13 protein-coding genes and 1 riboswitch are annotated in these 14,914 nt (G+C 71.2%); of the genes, 12 read left to right on the forward strand and 1 reads right to left on the reverse strand.

The genetic code is table 11. From position 1 onward, the window contains the following. Positions 1-14: 14 nt before the first annotated feature. The 8 genes from ACIP5M_RS16285 (at position 15) to ACIP5M_RS16320 (ending at position 7,654) form a co-directional block, all read left to right on the forward strand. On the forward strand, positions 15-1,514 hold the full coding sequence (locus tag ACIP5M_RS16285) for a CoA-acylating methylmalonate-semialdehyde dehydrogenase (RefSeq protein ID WP_401197316.1): 1,500 nt from the start codon (positions 15-17) through the stop codon (positions 1,512-1,514). After that, on the forward strand, positions 1,511-2,665 hold the full coding sequence (locus ACIP5M_RS16290) for an acyl-CoA dehydrogenase family protein (RefSeq protein ID WP_401197318.1): 1,155 nt from the start codon (positions 1,511-1,513) through the stop codon (positions 2,663-2,665). The genes ACIP5M_RS16285 and ACIP5M_RS16290 overlap by 4 nt, the downstream gene beginning before the upstream one ends. Then, positions 2,662-3,747: an enoyl-CoA hydratase/isomerase family protein gene (locus tag ACIP5M_RS16295; protein WP_401197321.1), complete on the forward strand. Its 1,086-nt coding sequence runs from the start codon at positions 2,662-2,664 to the stop codon at positions 3,745-3,747. Before ACIP5M_RS16290 ends, ACIP5M_RS16295 begins: the two co-directional genes overlap by 4 nt. Next, positions 3,744-4,658, forward strand: a complete 915-nt coding sequence (gene mmsB, locus ACIP5M_RS16300; protein WP_401197323.1) for a 3-hydroxyisobutyrate dehydrogenase — start codon at positions 3,744-3,746, stop codon at positions 4,656-4,658. The genes ACIP5M_RS16295 and mmsB overlap by 4 nt, the downstream gene beginning before the upstream one ends. Then, complete coding sequence (locus tag ACIP5M_RS16305) at positions 4,655-5,431, forward strand: enoyl-CoA hydratase (protein ID WP_401197326.1); 777 nt, start codon at positions 4,655-4,657, stop codon at positions 5,429-5,431. The genes mmsB and ACIP5M_RS16305 overlap by 4 nt, the downstream gene beginning before the upstream one ends. A 192-nt stretch (positions 5,432-5,623) precedes the next feature. Continuing rightward, complete coding sequence (locus ACIP5M_RS16310; protein ID WP_401197328.1) at positions 5,624-6,229, forward strand: cadmium resistance transporter; 606 nt, start codon at positions 5,624-5,626, stop codon at positions 6,227-6,229. A 344-nt stretch (positions 6,230-6,573) separates the two neighbouring features. After that, a complete protein-coding gene (locus ACIP5M_RS16315) occupies positions 6,574-6,801 on the forward strand; it encodes a CbtB-domain containing protein (RefSeq protein ID WP_401197331.1) in 228 nt (75 codons plus the stop codon). Between the two features lie 13 nt (positions 6,802-6,814). Continuing rightward, positions 6,815-7,654, forward strand: a complete 840-nt coding sequence (locus ACIP5M_RS16320) for a CbtA family protein (protein ID WP_401197334.1) — start codon at positions 6,815-6,817, stop codon at positions 7,652-7,654. A gap of 71 nt (positions 7,655-7,725) precedes the next feature. On the opposite strand, the gene metE is transcribed toward ACIP5M_RS16320, so the two are convergent. Then, entirely contained in the window at positions 7,726-10,050 is a 2,325-nt protein-coding gene (gene metE / locus ACIP5M_RS16325; protein ID WP_401197337.1) for a 5-methyltetrahydropteroyltriglutamate--homocysteine S-methyltransferase, read from the reverse strand. Positions 10,051-10,218: 168 nt separating this feature from the next. After that, positions 10,219-10,447: riboswitch (cobalamin riboswitch) on the reverse strand. A gap of 278 nt (positions 10,448-10,725) precedes the next feature. Between metE and ACIP5M_RS16330 the strand changes: the two genes are divergently transcribed. From ACIP5M_RS16330 to ACIP5M_RS16345, 4 genes are all read left to right on the forward strand, one after another. After that, the gene (locus ACIP5M_RS16330; RefSeq protein ID WP_401197340.1) at positions 10,726-11,670 is read left to right on the forward strand and encodes a 5'-nucleotidase; all 945 of its coding nucleotides are present in this window, start codon (positions 10,726-10,728) and stop codon (positions 11,668-11,670) included. Between the two features lie 151 nt (positions 11,671-11,821). Beyond that, positions 11,822-12,070 (forward strand): hypothetical protein, encoded by a 249-nt coding sequence (locus ACIP5M_RS16335; RefSeq protein ID WP_401197342.1) that lies wholly within the window; start codon positions 11,822-11,824, stop codon positions 12,068-12,070. After that, the gene (locus tag ACIP5M_RS16340) at positions 12,067-14,373 is read left to right on the forward strand and encodes a heavy metal translocating P-type ATPase (protein WP_401197345.1); all 2,307 of its coding nucleotides are present in this window, start codon (positions 12,067-12,069) and stop codon (positions 14,371-14,373) included. Before ACIP5M_RS16335 ends, ACIP5M_RS16340 begins: the two co-directional genes overlap by 4 nt. Then, the gene (locus tag ACIP5M_RS16345) at positions 14,370-14,897 is read left to right on the forward strand and encodes a copper chaperone PCu(A)C (protein WP_401197347.1); all 528 of its coding nucleotides are present in this window, start codon (positions 14,370-14,372) and stop codon (positions 14,895-14,897) included. The genes ACIP5M_RS16340 and ACIP5M_RS16345 overlap by 4 nt, the downstream gene beginning before the upstream one ends. The last annotated feature ends 17 nt before the right edge of the window (positions 14,898-14,914 follow it).

Genomic DNA, 14,914 nt, shown 5'->3' on the forward strand with positions numbered 1-14,914 from the left:
GAGAGCAGGCACCCATGGTCCGTGAACTCACCCATTTCATCGGCGGAAAGCACACCACCGGCACGTCCGGGCTGTTCGCCGACGTGTACGACCCGAACACCGGCACCGTTCAGGCGCGCGTGCCCCTGGCCGGGCGCGCCGACACCGAGGCGGCCATCGCCAACGCCGAGGAGGCGCAGGCCGATTGGGGCCAGTGGAACCCGCAGCGCCGGGCGCGCGTCCTGCTGCGCTTCCTCCAGCTCGTCGAGGGCGAGCGTGACGATCTAGCCCGGATGCTGTCGGCCGAGCACGGCAAGACGATCGCCGACGCCCACGGCGACCTGCAACGCGGCTTGGAGGTAGTCGAGTTCGCCGCCGGGATCCCGCACCTCCTCAAGGGCGAGTTCACCGACAACGCGGGCACCGGCATCGACGTCCACTCACTGCGCAGCCCGCTCGGCGTCGTCGCCGGCATCACCCCGTTCAACTTCCCCGCGATGATCCCGCTCTGGCAGGCGGCACCCGCTCTCGCCTGCGGAAACGCGTTCATCCTCAAGCCGTCCGAGCGCGATCCGTCCGTACCGCTGCGGCTCGCGGAGCTGTTCTTGGAGGCCGGCCTGCCGCCCGGCGTCCTGAACGTCGTCAACGGCGGCAAGGAAGCCGTCGACACCCTCCTCGAAGACCCCCGCGTCCAGGCCCTCGGCTTCGTCGGCTCCACCCCGATCGCCGCGCACATCTACGCCACCGCCGCCGCCCACGGCAAGCGCGCCCAGTGCTTCGGCGGCGCCAAGAACCACATGATCGTGATGCCCGACGCCGACCTCGACCAGGCCGTCGACGCCCTCATCGGCGCCGGCTACGGCTCGGCCGGCGAGCGCTGCATGGCGATCTCCGTCGCCGTGCCCGTCGGAGAGGAGACCGCCGACCGCCTGGTCGCCGCCCTGAAGGACCGGATCTCCACCCTGAAGATCGGCCGCTCCGACGACCCCGAGGCCGACTTCGGTCCACTGGTCAGCCGCGACGCCCTGGACCGGGTGCGCCGCTACGTGGACATCGGCGTGAACGAGGGCGCCGAACTCGTCGTGGACGGACGCGGGTTCACCCTCCCCGGCCACGAGAACGGCTACTTCGCGGGGGCCACCCTCTTCGACCGGGTGACGCCGCAGATGCGCGTCTACCGCGAGGAGATCTTCGGCCCGGTGCTGACCGTCGTACGGGCCGCCGACTTCGAAGACGCGCTGCGCCTTCCCAGTGAGCACCCGTACGGCAACGGCGTGGCGATCTTCACCCGGGACGGGGACACCGCCCGCGAGTTCACCCGCCGCGTCAACACCGGCATGGTCGGCGTCAACGTCCCCATCCCGGTCCCCGTCGCCTACCACACGTTCGGCGGCTGGAAGCGCTCCGGCTTCGGCGACCTCAACCAGCACGGCCCGGACTCGATCCGCTTCTACACCCGTACCAAGACCGTCACCTCGCGCTGGCCCTCCGGGGTCAAGGAAGGCGCGAGCTTCACCATCCCGACGATGGGGTGAGCGCCGTGACCACCACCCTCACCGAGGACCAGCTCGCCCTCGCCGAGGTCACCCTCGACTTCGCGCAGGAGCAGCTCGCTCCGCACGCCGTTGCCTGGGACCAGGACAAGCACTTCCCCGTCGACGTCATCCGCCGGGCCGCCGCCCTCGGGCTCGCCGGCGTCTACGTACGCGAGGACCACGGCGGCTCGGGCCTGTCCCGCAGCGACGGCGTCCTCGTCTTCGAGACCCTCGCCACCGGCTGCCCCTCCATCGCCGGCTACCTCTCCATCCACAACATGGTCGCCTGGATGATCGACCGCTACGGCGACCGGTCCCAGCGCGAGCGGTGGTTGCCTGCCCTGTGCTCCGCCGCGACGCTGGGCAGCTACTGTCTGACCGAGCCCGGCGCGGGATCGGACGCCGCCGCGTTGCGCACCCGCGCGGAGCGGCAGGGCGACCACTACGTGCTGACCGGGGTGAAGCAGTTCATCTCCGGCGCCGGCGCCGCCGGCCTCTACGTCGTCATGGCGAGGACGGGCGAACCGGGCCCCGGCGGGATCTCCGCCTTCGTCGTCGAACGAACCGATCCGGGGGTGTCCTTTGGACCCAATGAACGCAAGATGGGCTGGAACGCCCAGCCCACCCGCCAGGTGATCCTCGACGGCGTCCGCATCCCCGCCGACCGGCGGCTCGGCGCCGAGGGCGACGGCTTCCGCATCGCCATGAGCGGCCTCAACGGCGGCCGCCTCGGCATCGCCGCCTGCTCCCTCGGCGGCGCCCAGAGCGCCCTGGACCGCTCACTGTCCTACCTCGCCGACCGCGAAGCCTTCGGCGCCAGGCTGCTCGACGCCCAGGCCCTGCAATTCCGCCTCGCCGACATGGCCACCGAACTCGCCGCCGCCCGCGCACTCGTCCGGCAGGCCGCCGAAGCCCTCGACACCGGGGACCCGCTGGCCCCGCGCCTCTGCGCCATGGCCAAGCGATTCGCCACGGACACCGGGTACGCGGTGGCCGACGCGGCCCTGCAACTGCACGGCGGCTACGGCTACCTCAGCGAGTACGGCATTGAGAAGATCGTCCGCGACCTGCGGGTCCACCAGATCCTGGAAGGCACAAACGAGGTCATGCGCGTCATCGTCGCGCGCGGACTGACGGAGACCCTGCGATGAACAACGAACTTTCCTCTGATCACGACCACGTCCTGCTGCGCACCGAGGGCCACGCCGCCTACATCACCCTCAACCGTCCCAAGGCTCTCAACGCCCTCAGCCACCCCATGGTGCTCCGCATCGAAGAGGCACTCTCGGCCTGGGCGGACGACCCCGAGGTCGAGCTGGTCGTCATCGAGGGCGCCGGCGACCGCGGCCTGTGCGCAGGCGGGGACATCCGCGCGATCCACGAGGACGCCCGCACGGGCGGCACCGCCTCGGCCGCCTTCTGGCGCGACGAGTACCGGCTCAACGCCCTCATCGCCCGCTACCCCAAGCCGTACGTCGCCCTCATGGACGGCATCGTCATGGGCGGCGGGGTCGGTGTCTCCGCCCACGGCAGCGTCCGCATCGTCACCGAACGCTCCCGGGTCGCCATGCCCGAGACCGGCATCGGCTTCATCCCCGACGTCGGCGGCACCTACCTCCTCGCGCTCACACCCGGCGAACTCGGCACGCACCTGGCGCTCACGGGCGCACCCGTCGGCGCCGCCGACGCGCTGCTGTGCGGCCTTGCCGACCACTTCGTCCCCTCGGCAGCGCTGGCGGCGCTCGCCCGGGACCTGGCCACCGACCCGGTGCACTCCGTTCTGCAGCGGTACGTGGAACAGCCGCCGCTAGGCACTCTCGGCTCCGCTCGGGAGTGGATCGACCACTGCTACGCCGCCGACACCGCCGAGGAGATCCTCGCGCGGCTGCATGCGTCGGGCGTGCCAGCCGCGAAGGACGCGGCCGACACCCTGCTGGCCAAGTCCCCCACAGCGGTCAAAGTCACCCTGGCCGCGCTCCGCCGGGCCCGGCGGCTAGGACCTCTGGAACGGGTGCTGGAGCAGGAGTACCGCGTCTCGTGCGCGGCGCTGTCCTCGCCCGACCTCGTGGAGGGCATTCGGGCCCAGGTCATCGACAAGGACCGCGATCCGCACTGGTCCCCGGCCACGCTGGAAGACGTCACCCCTGCGGACGTGGACCGGTTCTTCGCCCCGCTCAACGCGAACGAGCTCCGGCTCGTCGCGACCGCATCGTCCCAGGAGGTCGTCTGGTGAACAGCACCATCGCATTCATCGGGCTCGGCCACATGGGCGGACCCATGGCCGCCAACCTCGTCAAGGCCGGACACCGCGTCCTCGGCTTCGACCTCGTGCCCGAGCTGCTGGCCAACGCGGCCGCCGCCGGAGTCGATCCCGCCGCCTCCTCGGCCGAGGCCGCCGCCGGAGCCGACGTGGTCATCACCATGCTGCCCGAGGGCCGGCACGTCCTCGCCCTGTACGGCGAACAGGGGCTGCTTGCCGCCGCCCGGCCCGGCACCCTGTTCATCGACTGCTCCACCATCGACGTTGCCGACGCCCGTAGCGCACACGAGGCCGTCGTCGCCGCCGGCCACCGCGCCCTGGACGCCCCCGTGTCGGGTGGGGTGGTGGGTGCCGAGGCGGCCACGCTCACCTTCATGGCGGGTGGCGGAGCAGCCGAATTCGCCGCCGCCGAACCGCTGCTCGGTGCCATGGGCAAGAAGGCCGTGCACTGCGGCGGGCCCGGTGCCGGCCAGGCCGCGAAGATCTGCAACAACATGATCCTCGCCGTCTCGATGATCGGCGTCAGCGAAGCCTTCGTGCTCGCCGACAGCCTGGGGCTCGACCACCAGGCCCTCTACGACGTCGCCTCCACCGCCTCGGGCCAGTGCTGGGCCCTCACCGTCAACTGCCCCGTCCCGGGGCCGGTTCCGACCAGCGCCGCCAACCGCGACTACCGGCCCGGATTCGCCGCCCCGCTGATGGCCAAGGACCTCGGCCTCGCCGCGAACGCGTTGAAGGCCGGCGGCGTGGACGCACCGCTGGGCCTCAAGGCCGCGGAGATGTACGCCGCGTTCGCCGAGGGCGAGGGCGCGGACCTGGACTTCTCGGCGATCGTCCGCACCCTCCGGCCCGCCGGACCGTACCAGAACGGAGCCACGGCATGACCACCTACGAAACCATCCTGCTGGAGCGCAAGGGGCGGGTGGCCGTCCTCACCCTCAACCGGCCCGAGGCGCTCAACGCCCTCAACCTTCAGGTCATGACCGAGGTCGTGGCCGCCGCAGAGGCACTGGACCGGGATCCGGACGTCGGCTGTATCGTCCTCACGGGGTCGGCGAAGGCGTTCGCCGCCGGTGCCGACATCAAGGAGATGCGCCCGCAAACCTACATGGACATGTACCTCTCCGACTGGTTCACCGCATGGGACCGTCTCGGCCAGGTCCGCACCCCCACCCTCGCCGCGGTCTCCGGCTACGCCCTGGGCGGCGGCTGTGAACTGGCCATGCTCTGCGACATCCTCCTCGCTTCCGACACCGCGAAGTTCGGCCAGCCCGAGATCAAGCTCGGCGTCATCCCCGGCATCGGCGGTTCCCAGCGCCTCACCCGGGCCGTAGGCAAGGCCAAAGCCATGGAGCTGTGCCTGACGGGACGCACCATGGACGCCGCAGAGGCCGAGCGCGCCGGGCTGGTCTCCCGGATCGTCCCAGCCGACGAACTGCTTGCCGAGGCCCTCGCCGTGGCCACGACGGTCGCCGACATGTCCAAGCCGGTCGCGATGATGGCCAAGGAGGCCGTCAACCGCGCCTTCGAAACCACCCTCACCGAAGGCGTCCGCTTCGAACGCCGTCTGTTCCACGCGGTGTTCGCCACCGCCGACCAGAAGGAGGGCATGACCGCCTTCGTGGACAAGCGCCCGCCCCACTTCACCCACGGCTGAGCACGGCACACCCGGTGACTGGGGGACCGAACGGACACCAACCGTCCCCTCCCCCAGTCTCGCGTACGGCCCGCGCGTCACCGGTGGCAGCACAGCCCGGTGCGGTCCTGAGGCAGGGCGGGGCGGACGACGCTGCCTGGGCGCCGGGTAACGTCACGGGGGCACCCGTACGGAAGAAGAGGGCACCGAGTCGTGGACCTGGGCATCATCGGGCAGGCCGCCGGGCTGTTCGCCGTTACCAACATCGACGACATCCTGATCCTGGCGCTGTTCTTCGCCCAGGGCGCCGGCCACCACGGTTCCACCCGGCGTATCGTGCTTGGCCAATACCTGGGGTTCGCCGCCATCCTGACCGTGGCCGTGGCCGCCGCGTTCGGTGCCACGTTCCTTCCGGAGTCGGCCACCCCCTACCTCGGCCTGCTGCCGCTCGCCCTCGGTCTCAAAGCCGCCTGGCAGGCGTGGAAGGACCACCGCGGTGGCAGTACGGACGAGGAGGAAGCACCGCGCCAGGAGGGTGGCCCCAGCCCGCTGGAGGTCGCCGCGGTCACCTTCGCCAACGGGGGCGACAACATCGGTGTCTACGTGCCCGTGTTCGCCACCGCCGGGAGCGGCGGGATGGCCGTCTATGCCGTTGTCTTCCTTGCACTGGTGGCCGTGTGGTGCTTCGCCGGCCGGTTCTTCGCCACCCGACCCGTCATCGCGAGGGCCCTTGCCCGCTGGGGCCACATCCTGCTGCCCCTGGTCCTCATCACCATCGGCCTGCTCATCCTTGTCGAAGGCGGCGCCTTCGGCCTGTGACACGTCGAGGCGCGAACCGTCGTGTCGTCGATTGACCCGGAATTCCTGTGCCCGAAGTGTCCCTACTGAGGGATCGAGACGTGCACATCCTGGTCTCGCGGCGCGGACGTCCCATGTGATCAGGGACTCATCCACTTGGTCGGACAGCGTGCGGGCGGTAGCGTCACGGCGACATTGACACATAGCGACGACGGCGAGACGGAAGCCCGGTGTGAATCCGGCATGGTCGCGCCACTGTGTGCTGCGACGGCACCCTCCCGGGGTGGCGGCGCGGCGAGTCAGACCCGAGGACCGTCGTCCCGCACCACCACATGGGACGCGTTGTTCCCCGAGGAGGTTCCACCATGGCCGAGGCCGTCGCTTCCGCTGCCATACCCACCCCCGCCCTCTCGCCGTCGGCTCCGCTGCCCGTCAAGGCCGTGCTGCCCTGGGCGCTGTTCGTCGGCCTGCTGATGCTCGTGGCCCTGTACTTCGTCGGAGCGGAGCAGGGAGCCACCGCCGTGTTCTCCGGCGAGGGCGTGCACGAGTGGGTGCACGACGGCCGCCACCTGCTCGGCTTCCCCTGCCACTGAGAGGCTCACGCACATGTACGCCTCCACTGTCAGAGGTCTGCTGGTCCGCGGCATGCTCGCGGGCCTGATCGCCGGACTGTTCGCCTTCGCCGTCGCCTACGTGGTCGGTGAGCCGCCCGTGCGCGGCTCCATCGCCGTCGAAGAGGCCGCGGCCGCCAAGGAAGCCGCCCCCGCGGCCGGTCACGCCGGTCACGGCGGTCACGGTGGCGGCGACGCCTCGGCCGCTGCCGAGGAAGAGGAAGAACTCGTCAGCCGGCCCGTGCAGTCCACCGTCGGTCTCGCCACCGGCGTGTTGGTCTACGGGGTCGCGCTGGGCGGCATCGCCTCCCTCGCGTTCTCCTTCGCCCTCAACCGCGTCGGCCGCTTCAGCCCGCGGGCGACGGCCGCCCTCACCGCCGGCGGCGCGTTCGCACTGGTCTACCTGGTGCCGTTCCTGAAGTACCCGGCCACCCCGCCGGCGGTCGGCAACCCGGACACCATCGGCCAGCGCACCACGCTGTTCTTCCTGATGATCCTGCTCAGCGTCCTGCTCGGCGTCGGCGCGATCATCCTGGGCCGGCGCCTGGCGCCCCGCCTGGGCAACTGGAACGCCACCCTGACCGCAGGCGCCGGCTTCGTCGTCGCCGCCAGCCTGGCCTTCCTCGTCCTCCCGGACAACACCGACGCGGTCAAGCCCGAGTTCCCCGCCGCCCTGCTGTGGGAATTCCGGGTCGCGTCCATCGCCGTCCAGGTCGTGCTGTGGACCGTGTTCGCCATCGTCTTCGGCGTCCTCGCCCAGCGACTGCTGGCCACCCGCACCGACACCGTCGGTGCGGAAGCGCCCGCGCCCCGCACGGCGTCGGCTCTCGGCTGAGCCAGATCCACACTGGCGCTCGACGGCCCGGGGCCGGACACGACGTCGTGTCCGGCCCCGGGCCGTATCCGTCAGGCGTTTTCGCCCACGAGACCGGCTCGGACCTCACGGGCGGCGGAGACCAGGTTCTCCAGGGAGGCACGGGTCTCGGTCCAGCCGCGGGTCTTCAGTCCGCAGTCGGGGTTGACCCACAGCCGCTCGGCCGGGATGGCCTCCAGACCGGTACGCAGCAGACCGGCGACCTCCTCAGCGCTCGGGACGCGCGGTGAGTGGATGTCCCACACGCCGGGGCCGGCCTCGCGGGGATAGCCGTGGGCGGCGAGTTCGCGGGCGACCTGCATGTGTGAGCGCGCGGCTTCCAGGCTGATGACGTCGGCGTCGAGGTCGTCGATGGCCTGCACGATGTCGCCGAACTCCGCGTAGCACATGTGTGTGTGGATCTGGGTATTCGGCCCGACCCCGCTGGTGGTCAGCCGGAAGGACTCGGTGGCCCAGGCCAGGTAGTCCGCGTGGTCGGCGGCGCGCAGCGGCAGGGTCTCGCGCAGTGCGGGCTCGTCCACCTGGATCACCGCCGTCCCGGCCGCCTCCAGGTCGTTCACCTCGTCCCGCAGCGCGAGCGCCACCTGCCTGGCGGTCTCGCCGAGCGGCTGGTCGTCTCGTACGAAGGACCAGGCGAGCATAGTGACCGGGCCGGTGAGCATGCCCTTGACCGGCTTCACGGTCAGGGACTGCGCGTACGAGGTCCAGCGCACAGTCATCGGCTCGGGGCGGGAGATGTCCCCTGCCAGCACCGGCGGGCGGACGTAGCGGGTGCCGTAGGACTGGACCCAGCCGTGTTGCGTGGCGAGGTAGCCGGTGAGCTGCTCGGCGAAGTACTGCACCATGTCGTTGCGTTCGGGCTCACCGTGCACCAGGACGTCGAGGCCGGTCTTCTCCTGGAAGGAGACCACTTCCTCGATCTCGCCCTTGATGCGCGCCTCGTAGCCGGCGGTGTCGATCCGTCCGGCCCTCAGGTCCGCGCGGGCCACGCGGAGCTCGTCAGTCTGCGGAAACGACCCGATGGTGGTCGTGGGGAGCAGCGGCAGCCCCAGGCGGGCCCGCTGGGCGACGGCCCGCTCCGCGGAGGGCTGGGAGCGCCGTCCGTCGGCATCGGTGATCGCCGCGGTCCGGGCCCGGACGGCGGGGTCGTGGGTGAGGGCTGAGCTCGCACGGGAAGCGAGGTCGGCGCGGTTAGCGGCGAGTTCCGCCGTGATGGCGCCGGTCCCCTGGGCCAGGCCGCGGGCGAGCGTGGCGACCTCGGTGGTCTTCTGGCGGGCGAAGGACAGCCAGCGCCGGATCTGCGGGTCGATGTCGCGCTCGGCCGAGGCGTCCAGGGGAACGTGCAGGAGGGAGCAGGACGCCGCGACGTCCACCCGGTCGGCAAGGCCGAGGAGAGTGCCGAGGGTGGTCAGGGACTTCTGGTAGTCGTTGATCCAGATGTTGCGGCCGTTGACCACGCCTGCCACCAGGCGCTTGCCGGGCAGGCCGCCGACGGCGGCGAGGTCGGCGAGGTTGGCCGCGCCGGTGTCGGTGAAGTCGAGCGCGAGGCCCTCGACGGGCGAGGCGGCGAGGATCTGGAGGGCCTCGCCGAGGCGGCCGAAGTAGGAGGCGACCAGGAGCTTGGGTCGGTCGGTGAGGGCGCCGAGGTCGCGGTAGGCGCGGGCCGCGGCGTTCAGCTCGGCCGGGGTGCGGTCCTGCACCAGGGCGGGCTCGTCCAGCTGCACCCATTCCGCTCCGGCCGCCCGCAGTGCGGCGAGCACCTCGGCGTAAACCGGGAGCAGCCGGTCCAGCAGCGTCAGCGGCTCGAAGTCCGCGTCCACGCCCGGAGCGGGCTTGGCCAGCAGGAGGTAGGTGATCGGGCCGACCAGGACAGGGCGGGCCGTGTGCCCGAGCGCGACCGCTTCCTCGAGTTCGGCGACCTGCTTGGCGGGGTTCGCGGTGAACACGGTGTCGGGACCGAGTTCGGGCACCAGGTAGTGGTAGTTGGTGTCGAACCACTTGGTCATCTCCAGCGGGGCCATGTCCTGCGTGCCTCGCGCCATGGCGAAGTAGCCGTCGAGCGCGTCCGCGTCGACCGCCTCCCGGTGGCGGGCGGGGACAGCGCCGACCATGACGCTGGTGTCCAGGACGTGGTCGTAGTACGAGAAGTCACCGGTCGGTACTTCGTGGATGCCGGCCTCGGCGAGTTGCTGCCAGTTCGAACGGCGCAGTTCGGCGGCGGTAGCCCGGAGGGCGTCGGCGGTGACGCGGCCCTTCCAGTAGCCCTCGACGGCCTTCTTCAGTTCGCGGTTCTGCCCCTGGCGGGGGTAGCCGTACACGGTGGCTCGTACTGCCGCGGCTGCGGGCTTGGCTGTCACGGATCTCTCCTTCGCGAGATGTCTCCAGGAACATCCCGGCGACGGGACGCGGACGCGAAGGGAACGACAGAACGGGCGGCCCCCACCACGGGACGAATGCCCGCACGTGCCGCTCGCTGTGTACGCCGACCCGCCCACGAGGTCACCGGGATATCCGCACACGGAACCGTCCGGGTGCGGGCAACGGGCAGGTCTTCGGACTCGCGGGCACGCCTACCGGGGTTTCCCGGCGGGCACCTACTGGCCGTCGCTTCCCAGGACCGTTGTCCGGTCCCAGTGCGTATGACGGCGGTCGTTCTCGCTCACCGCTGCGGGGCAGTCCCGGATTCCCACCGGGTTCCCTCTTACGACGCATCCCGCCTGGCGGACGGGGCGAACCAGCTGCACCGGCCAGAGTAGGCCGAGCGCCCGCTACGCGACGACCGTCGTCCATCATTCGGACACTCACACGAGACAGGCCCGCGGGAGCACAGCTGACTGCCGAGCGGCTCCAGCAGGCCCGACCGGTCGGTCATGCCTGGCAGATCCTCTTCCCACCGCGCCGCGTCCGGCGCCGACGACCGCCCTCTTGCGCGGCGTTCACTCACACCCCCACGAAGTAGCCGAACATGTTTTCGGCATATTCGAAAAGGCGATAATGCTCTCAATGTTGCACGTGTGCCAGCAGGGGGCGAGATGAAGTACGACCTGTCCGACCGCCTCGTCATAGGGATCGCCTCCAGCGCCCTGTTCGACCTCACCGACTGCGACGCGGTGTTCCGGGAGCAAGGTGAGGACGCGTATCGCGCCTACCAAGAGGCCCACGTGGACGACGTCCTGGACAAGGGCGTGGCCTTCCCCTTCGTCCGGCGCCTGCTGTCGCTGAACGACCTCGCAGAGCCCCTCGATCCGCTGGTCGAAGTCATCATCCTGTCGCGCAACGACCCGGACACCGGGCTCCGCGTCATGCGTTCCATCGCGGCGCACGGCCTGCACATCAGCCGGGCCGTGTTCCGGCAGGGTCGGTCGACACACCGCTTCATGCCCGCTCTGAACATGTCCCTGTTCCTGTCGGCCAACGGTTCGGACGTGCGCGCAGCAGTGGCCGACGGAATGCCGGCGGGCCATGTACTCAAGACAGAACGGGTCGATGACGACGCCGACCAAGAGCTCCGCATCGCCTTCGACTTCGACGGCGTACTGGCCGGCGACTCCTCCGAGCGGATCTACCAAAGCGCCGGCATCGACGAGTTCCGCGCACACGAAGTCCTCAACGCGACCACCCCGCACGACCCCGGCCCCTTGAAGGACTTCCTTTCAGGCATCAACCGCATCCAGCGCCGCGAAGAGGAAGAGCGCCGCAAGGATCCCGCCTATCAACCCCGCCTCCGGGTGTCCTTGGTCACCGCCCGGGACGCCCCCGCGCATGAACGTGCCGTGCGGAGTCTCAAGCAGTGGGGACTTCGCGTCAACGAGGCGTTCTTCCTCGGCGGCATCGACAAAGCCGCCGTGATGCGCGCCCTCGATCCGCACATCTTCTTCGACGACCAGGTCTCGCACCTGAACGGCACGGCGCCGGCCACCCCGAGCGTCCACGTACCGTTCGGAGTCGTCAACGCACCTCCTCGCACGCCTGGATGAGACCAGCTACGTCGGGAACTCCCGCCCGGGTGGCGACGACTACCTGCCAGGAAGCGCCTGCCCAAGCACCCGCACGGGCAGGTCACCGTGCCCCGAGCACGGAACGGACACAGGCGAGGGGCACCTGCCAGGGGCCCGTTCAGGAGCGACGATGGCCCGACAGCAGCAGACTCCCGGTGAATCGCGCCCCTCCCGGAGGCGCTGGGCTCCGCCACCAGCCCTGTCGGGGTTCCTCGCCCTGCTCGTCCTGGTGTTCGCCGTCTCCTACGGGGTCGGCTCGCTGGCCGGTCCGGTCGCGCCCGGCATGCACGCCGACGAGACCGTGCCCGTGGAGAACGGGAGTTCCGGCGGCCACGGCCACGGTGGTTCGGGCGGCGCGCACTCGGGAGGGCCGCGATGACCGCGGGTCAGACGGTCGCCATGACCGGCACGGACCGGGTCGGCACTGACCTGATCGTCAGCGGCATGACCTGCGCGGCCTGCGTGAACCGTGTGGAGAAGCGCCTCGGCCGGATCCCCGGTGTAACCGCCACGGTCAATCTGGCGACGGGCCAGGCCCGCGTACGCCACCCGGCCGAGGTCACGGTGGGCGACCTGGTGGCGGCCGTGGAGAGGGCTGGTTACACCGCCGCCCTACCCGATCCGCCGCCCGCCTCCCCCGAGCAGGACGCGAAGGCGACGCCGGCCGAGCGGGACGGGCGCCGCGCGAATGAGCGGCTGCTGATCACCGCACTGCTCTCCGTCCCCGTGCTCGTCCTGTCCATGGTCCCGGCCCTCCAGTTCCGCAACTGGCAGTGGCTCTGCTTCGTGCTCGCCGCTCCCGTCGTCGTCTGGAGCGCCTGGCCGTTCCACGAGCGTGCCGTACGGGGCCTTCGACACTCGGCGACCACGATGGACACCCTGGTCTCCCTCGGGGTCGCCGCGTCATTCGCCTGGTCGGTGTACGCGCTGTTCCTGGGTGGTTCGGGAGTTCCGGACGTGCGGATGCCCTTCACCGTGTGGCCGTCGGCCACCGGTGGTGTCGCGCACGTCTATCTGGAGGCGGCCGTGGGCGTGCCGCTGTTCGTGCTGGCGGGGCGTTTCCTGGAGGAGCGGGCCCGGCACGGCACCGGGGAGGCCCTGCGGTCGCTGTCCGCCTTGGCCGTCAAGGATGTTGCGGTCCGGGAGAACGGGCGGGAGCGGCGCATCCCTGTCGACCGGCTGAACGTGGGGCAGGAGTTCATCGTCCGTCCGGGCGAGCGCGTCGCCACGGACGGTGTGGTGGTCTCGGGGAGTTCCGCCGTGGACCTTTCGCTCGTGACGGGCGAGAGCGATCCCGTCGAAGTCGGGCCGGGTCAGGGGGTGACGGGCGCGGCGGTGAACGCGGGAGGGCTGCTCGTCGTCCGGGCGACCGCCGTCGGGGCGGACACCCAGCTCGCCCGCATCACCCGTATGGTCACCGACGCCCAAGCGGGCAAGGCGGCGGCCCAGCGGCTGGCCGACGCGGTGGCCGGGGTCTTCGTCCCCGTCATCCTGACGGTAGCCGTCACCGTACTCGGCTTCTGGCTGGGAGCCGGAGCCGACGCACAGCCCGCGATCACGGCGGCGGTAGCCGTCTTGGTCGTCGCCTGTCCTTGCGCACTGGGCCTCGCCACACCCACCGCACTGCTGGCCGCCACCGGCCGCGGCGCCCAACTCGGCATTCTGGTGCGTGGACCGCGGGCACTGGAGTCCCTGCGCCGCATCGACACGATCGTGCTGGACAAGACGGGCACGCTCACCACGGGGATCATGAGCGTCGCACGGCTGACGGTGGCACCGGACGGTTTCGACGCCGATGCGGTGCTCCGGCTGGCCGGGGCGGTCGAGCAGGGCTCCGAGCACCCTGTCGGCCGCGCCCTGGCCGCCCACGCACGGCACGCACGGCCGGACGAAGTGCTGCCACCGGTCGAGGACTTCCGGGCCACGCCCGGTGCGGGCGTGACCGGCCGGGTGGAGGGGCACGTGGTCGAGGTCGGCGCCCCCGCGGGCGAGCTGCCGGAGGTACTGGCGAAAGCGCTGGTCGCCGCGGAATCCGCGGCGCTCACCCCGGTCGTCGTACGGGTCGACGGCACCGCTCGCGCGCTCCTCGCGCTCGGGGACGTCCTGCGGCCGGGAAGCTACCGGGCCGTCGAGCGGATGCGCCGGCTCGGAGTGGAGCCGATCCTCGCCACGGGAGACCGTGAGGCGCCTGCCCGGGCGATCGCGGCGGAACTGGGCATCACAAGGCTGCACGCCGGTTGCACCCCGCAAGGCAAGGCCGAACTCGTCGCGCACTTGAAGGCGGAGGGCCGACGGGTCGCCGTCATCGGTGACGGGGTGAACGATGCCGCCGCACTCGCGGGCGCGGATCTGGGCATCGCCATGGGCAGTGGTACGGACGTCGCCATCGGCGCGGCCGACGTGACGTTGGTACGCGGTGGCATCGAAGCGATGCCCGACGCGGTCCGCCTGGCCCGGCGGGCCCTGGCGACGATCCGGGCGAACCTGGTGTGGGCCTTCGGGTACAACCTGGTCACCGTGCCGCTGGCGGCCGTGGGCTGGCTGAGCCCGATGATCGCCGCCGCCGCGATGTCGGCCAGCTCGGTGCTGGTCGTGGGCAACAGCCTTCGTCTCAGGGGCTGGAGCCCGGATCGGGGCGGATCGTCCCGCCCGCGTCGCGCCCGAGGGGGCTCCGTCCGATGACTTCCGCCGACCGACCGGACGACGCGGCCCACCGGCTCCCGGTCCGCACCCGGCTGCGCGAGGCCTACCTGGCCGCGGCCGTTCCGGTGATCGCCTGTCTGGCTGCCCTGTGCGGACTGACCGCCTGGGTTTCGTCAGGGGCTGCCGGGAGCCCGCCGCGGATCGAGGTGACCGACGCGCGGGTCTTCGCTCCCTACGCGGACAGGAAGGACACTGCGGCGTTCTTCGGGATCTCCAACACGGGCGGGGCGGACGACGAACTCCTCTCCGTGACCTCGCCGGCCGTGGAGCAGGCGATGCTGAGCAGGCACAACACAGCCGCCCCAGGAGCCCACTCGATGGGCATGACCGGCCCGGTCCGCCTGCCGGCCGGGGGCACGCTCGTCATGTCTCCTTTCGATCTCGACGTGATGGTGCGGGCACGTGCGGGTTGGCAGCCGGGCGACGCCGTCCCGTTCGTGCTCCACTTCCGGCACAGCGGCCCCGTCGAGGCGGTGGCACTGTTGGTCCGGCCCGGCAGCTGAACGGTCCGGGCCGGACC

Origin of the sequence: Streptomyces sp. NPDC088762, assembly GCF_044750905.1 — a bacterium.
GTDB lineage: Bacteria > Actinomycetota > Actinomycetes > Streptomycetales > Streptomycetaceae > Streptomyces.

Excerpts from the sequence above, each read along its gene's own strand:
- ACIP5M_RS16285 (WP_401197316.1), top strand. The coding sequence starts at position 15 with ATGGTCCGTGAACTCACCCATTTCATCGGCGGAAAGCACACCACCGGC.
- ACIP5M_RS16295 (WP_401197321.1), top strand. The coding sequence starts at position 2,662 with ATGAACAACGAACTTTCCTCTGATCACGACCACGTCCTGCTGCGCACC.
- ACIP5M_RS16340 (WP_401197345.1), top strand. The coding sequence starts at position 12,067 with ATGACCGCGGGTCAGACGGTCGCCATGACCGGCACGGACCGGGTCGGC.
- ACIP5M_RS16315 (WP_401197331.1), top strand. The coding sequence starts at position 6,574 with ATGGCCGAGGCCGTCGCTTCCGCTGCCATACCCACCCCCGCCCTCTCG.
- ACIP5M_RS16320 (WP_401197334.1), top strand. The coding sequence starts at position 6,815 with ATGTACGCCTCCACTGTCAGAGGTCTGCTGGTCCGCGGCATGCTCGCG.
- ACIP5M_RS16335 (WP_401197342.1), top strand. The coding sequence starts at position 11,822 with ATGGCCCGACAGCAGCAGACTCCCGGTGAATCGCGCCCCTCCCGGAGG.
- ACIP5M_RS16330 (WP_401197340.1), top strand. The coding sequence starts at position 10,726 with ATGAAGTACGACCTGTCCGACCGCCTCGTCATAGGGATCGCCTCCAGC.
- ACIP5M_RS16305 (WP_401197326.1), top strand. The coding sequence starts at position 4,655 with ATGACCACCTACGAAACCATCCTGCTGGAGCGCAAGGGGCGGGTGGCC.
- ACIP5M_RS16345 (WP_401197347.1), top strand. The coding sequence starts at position 14,370 with ATGACTTCCGCCGACCGACCGGACGACGCGGCCCACCGGCTCCCGGTC.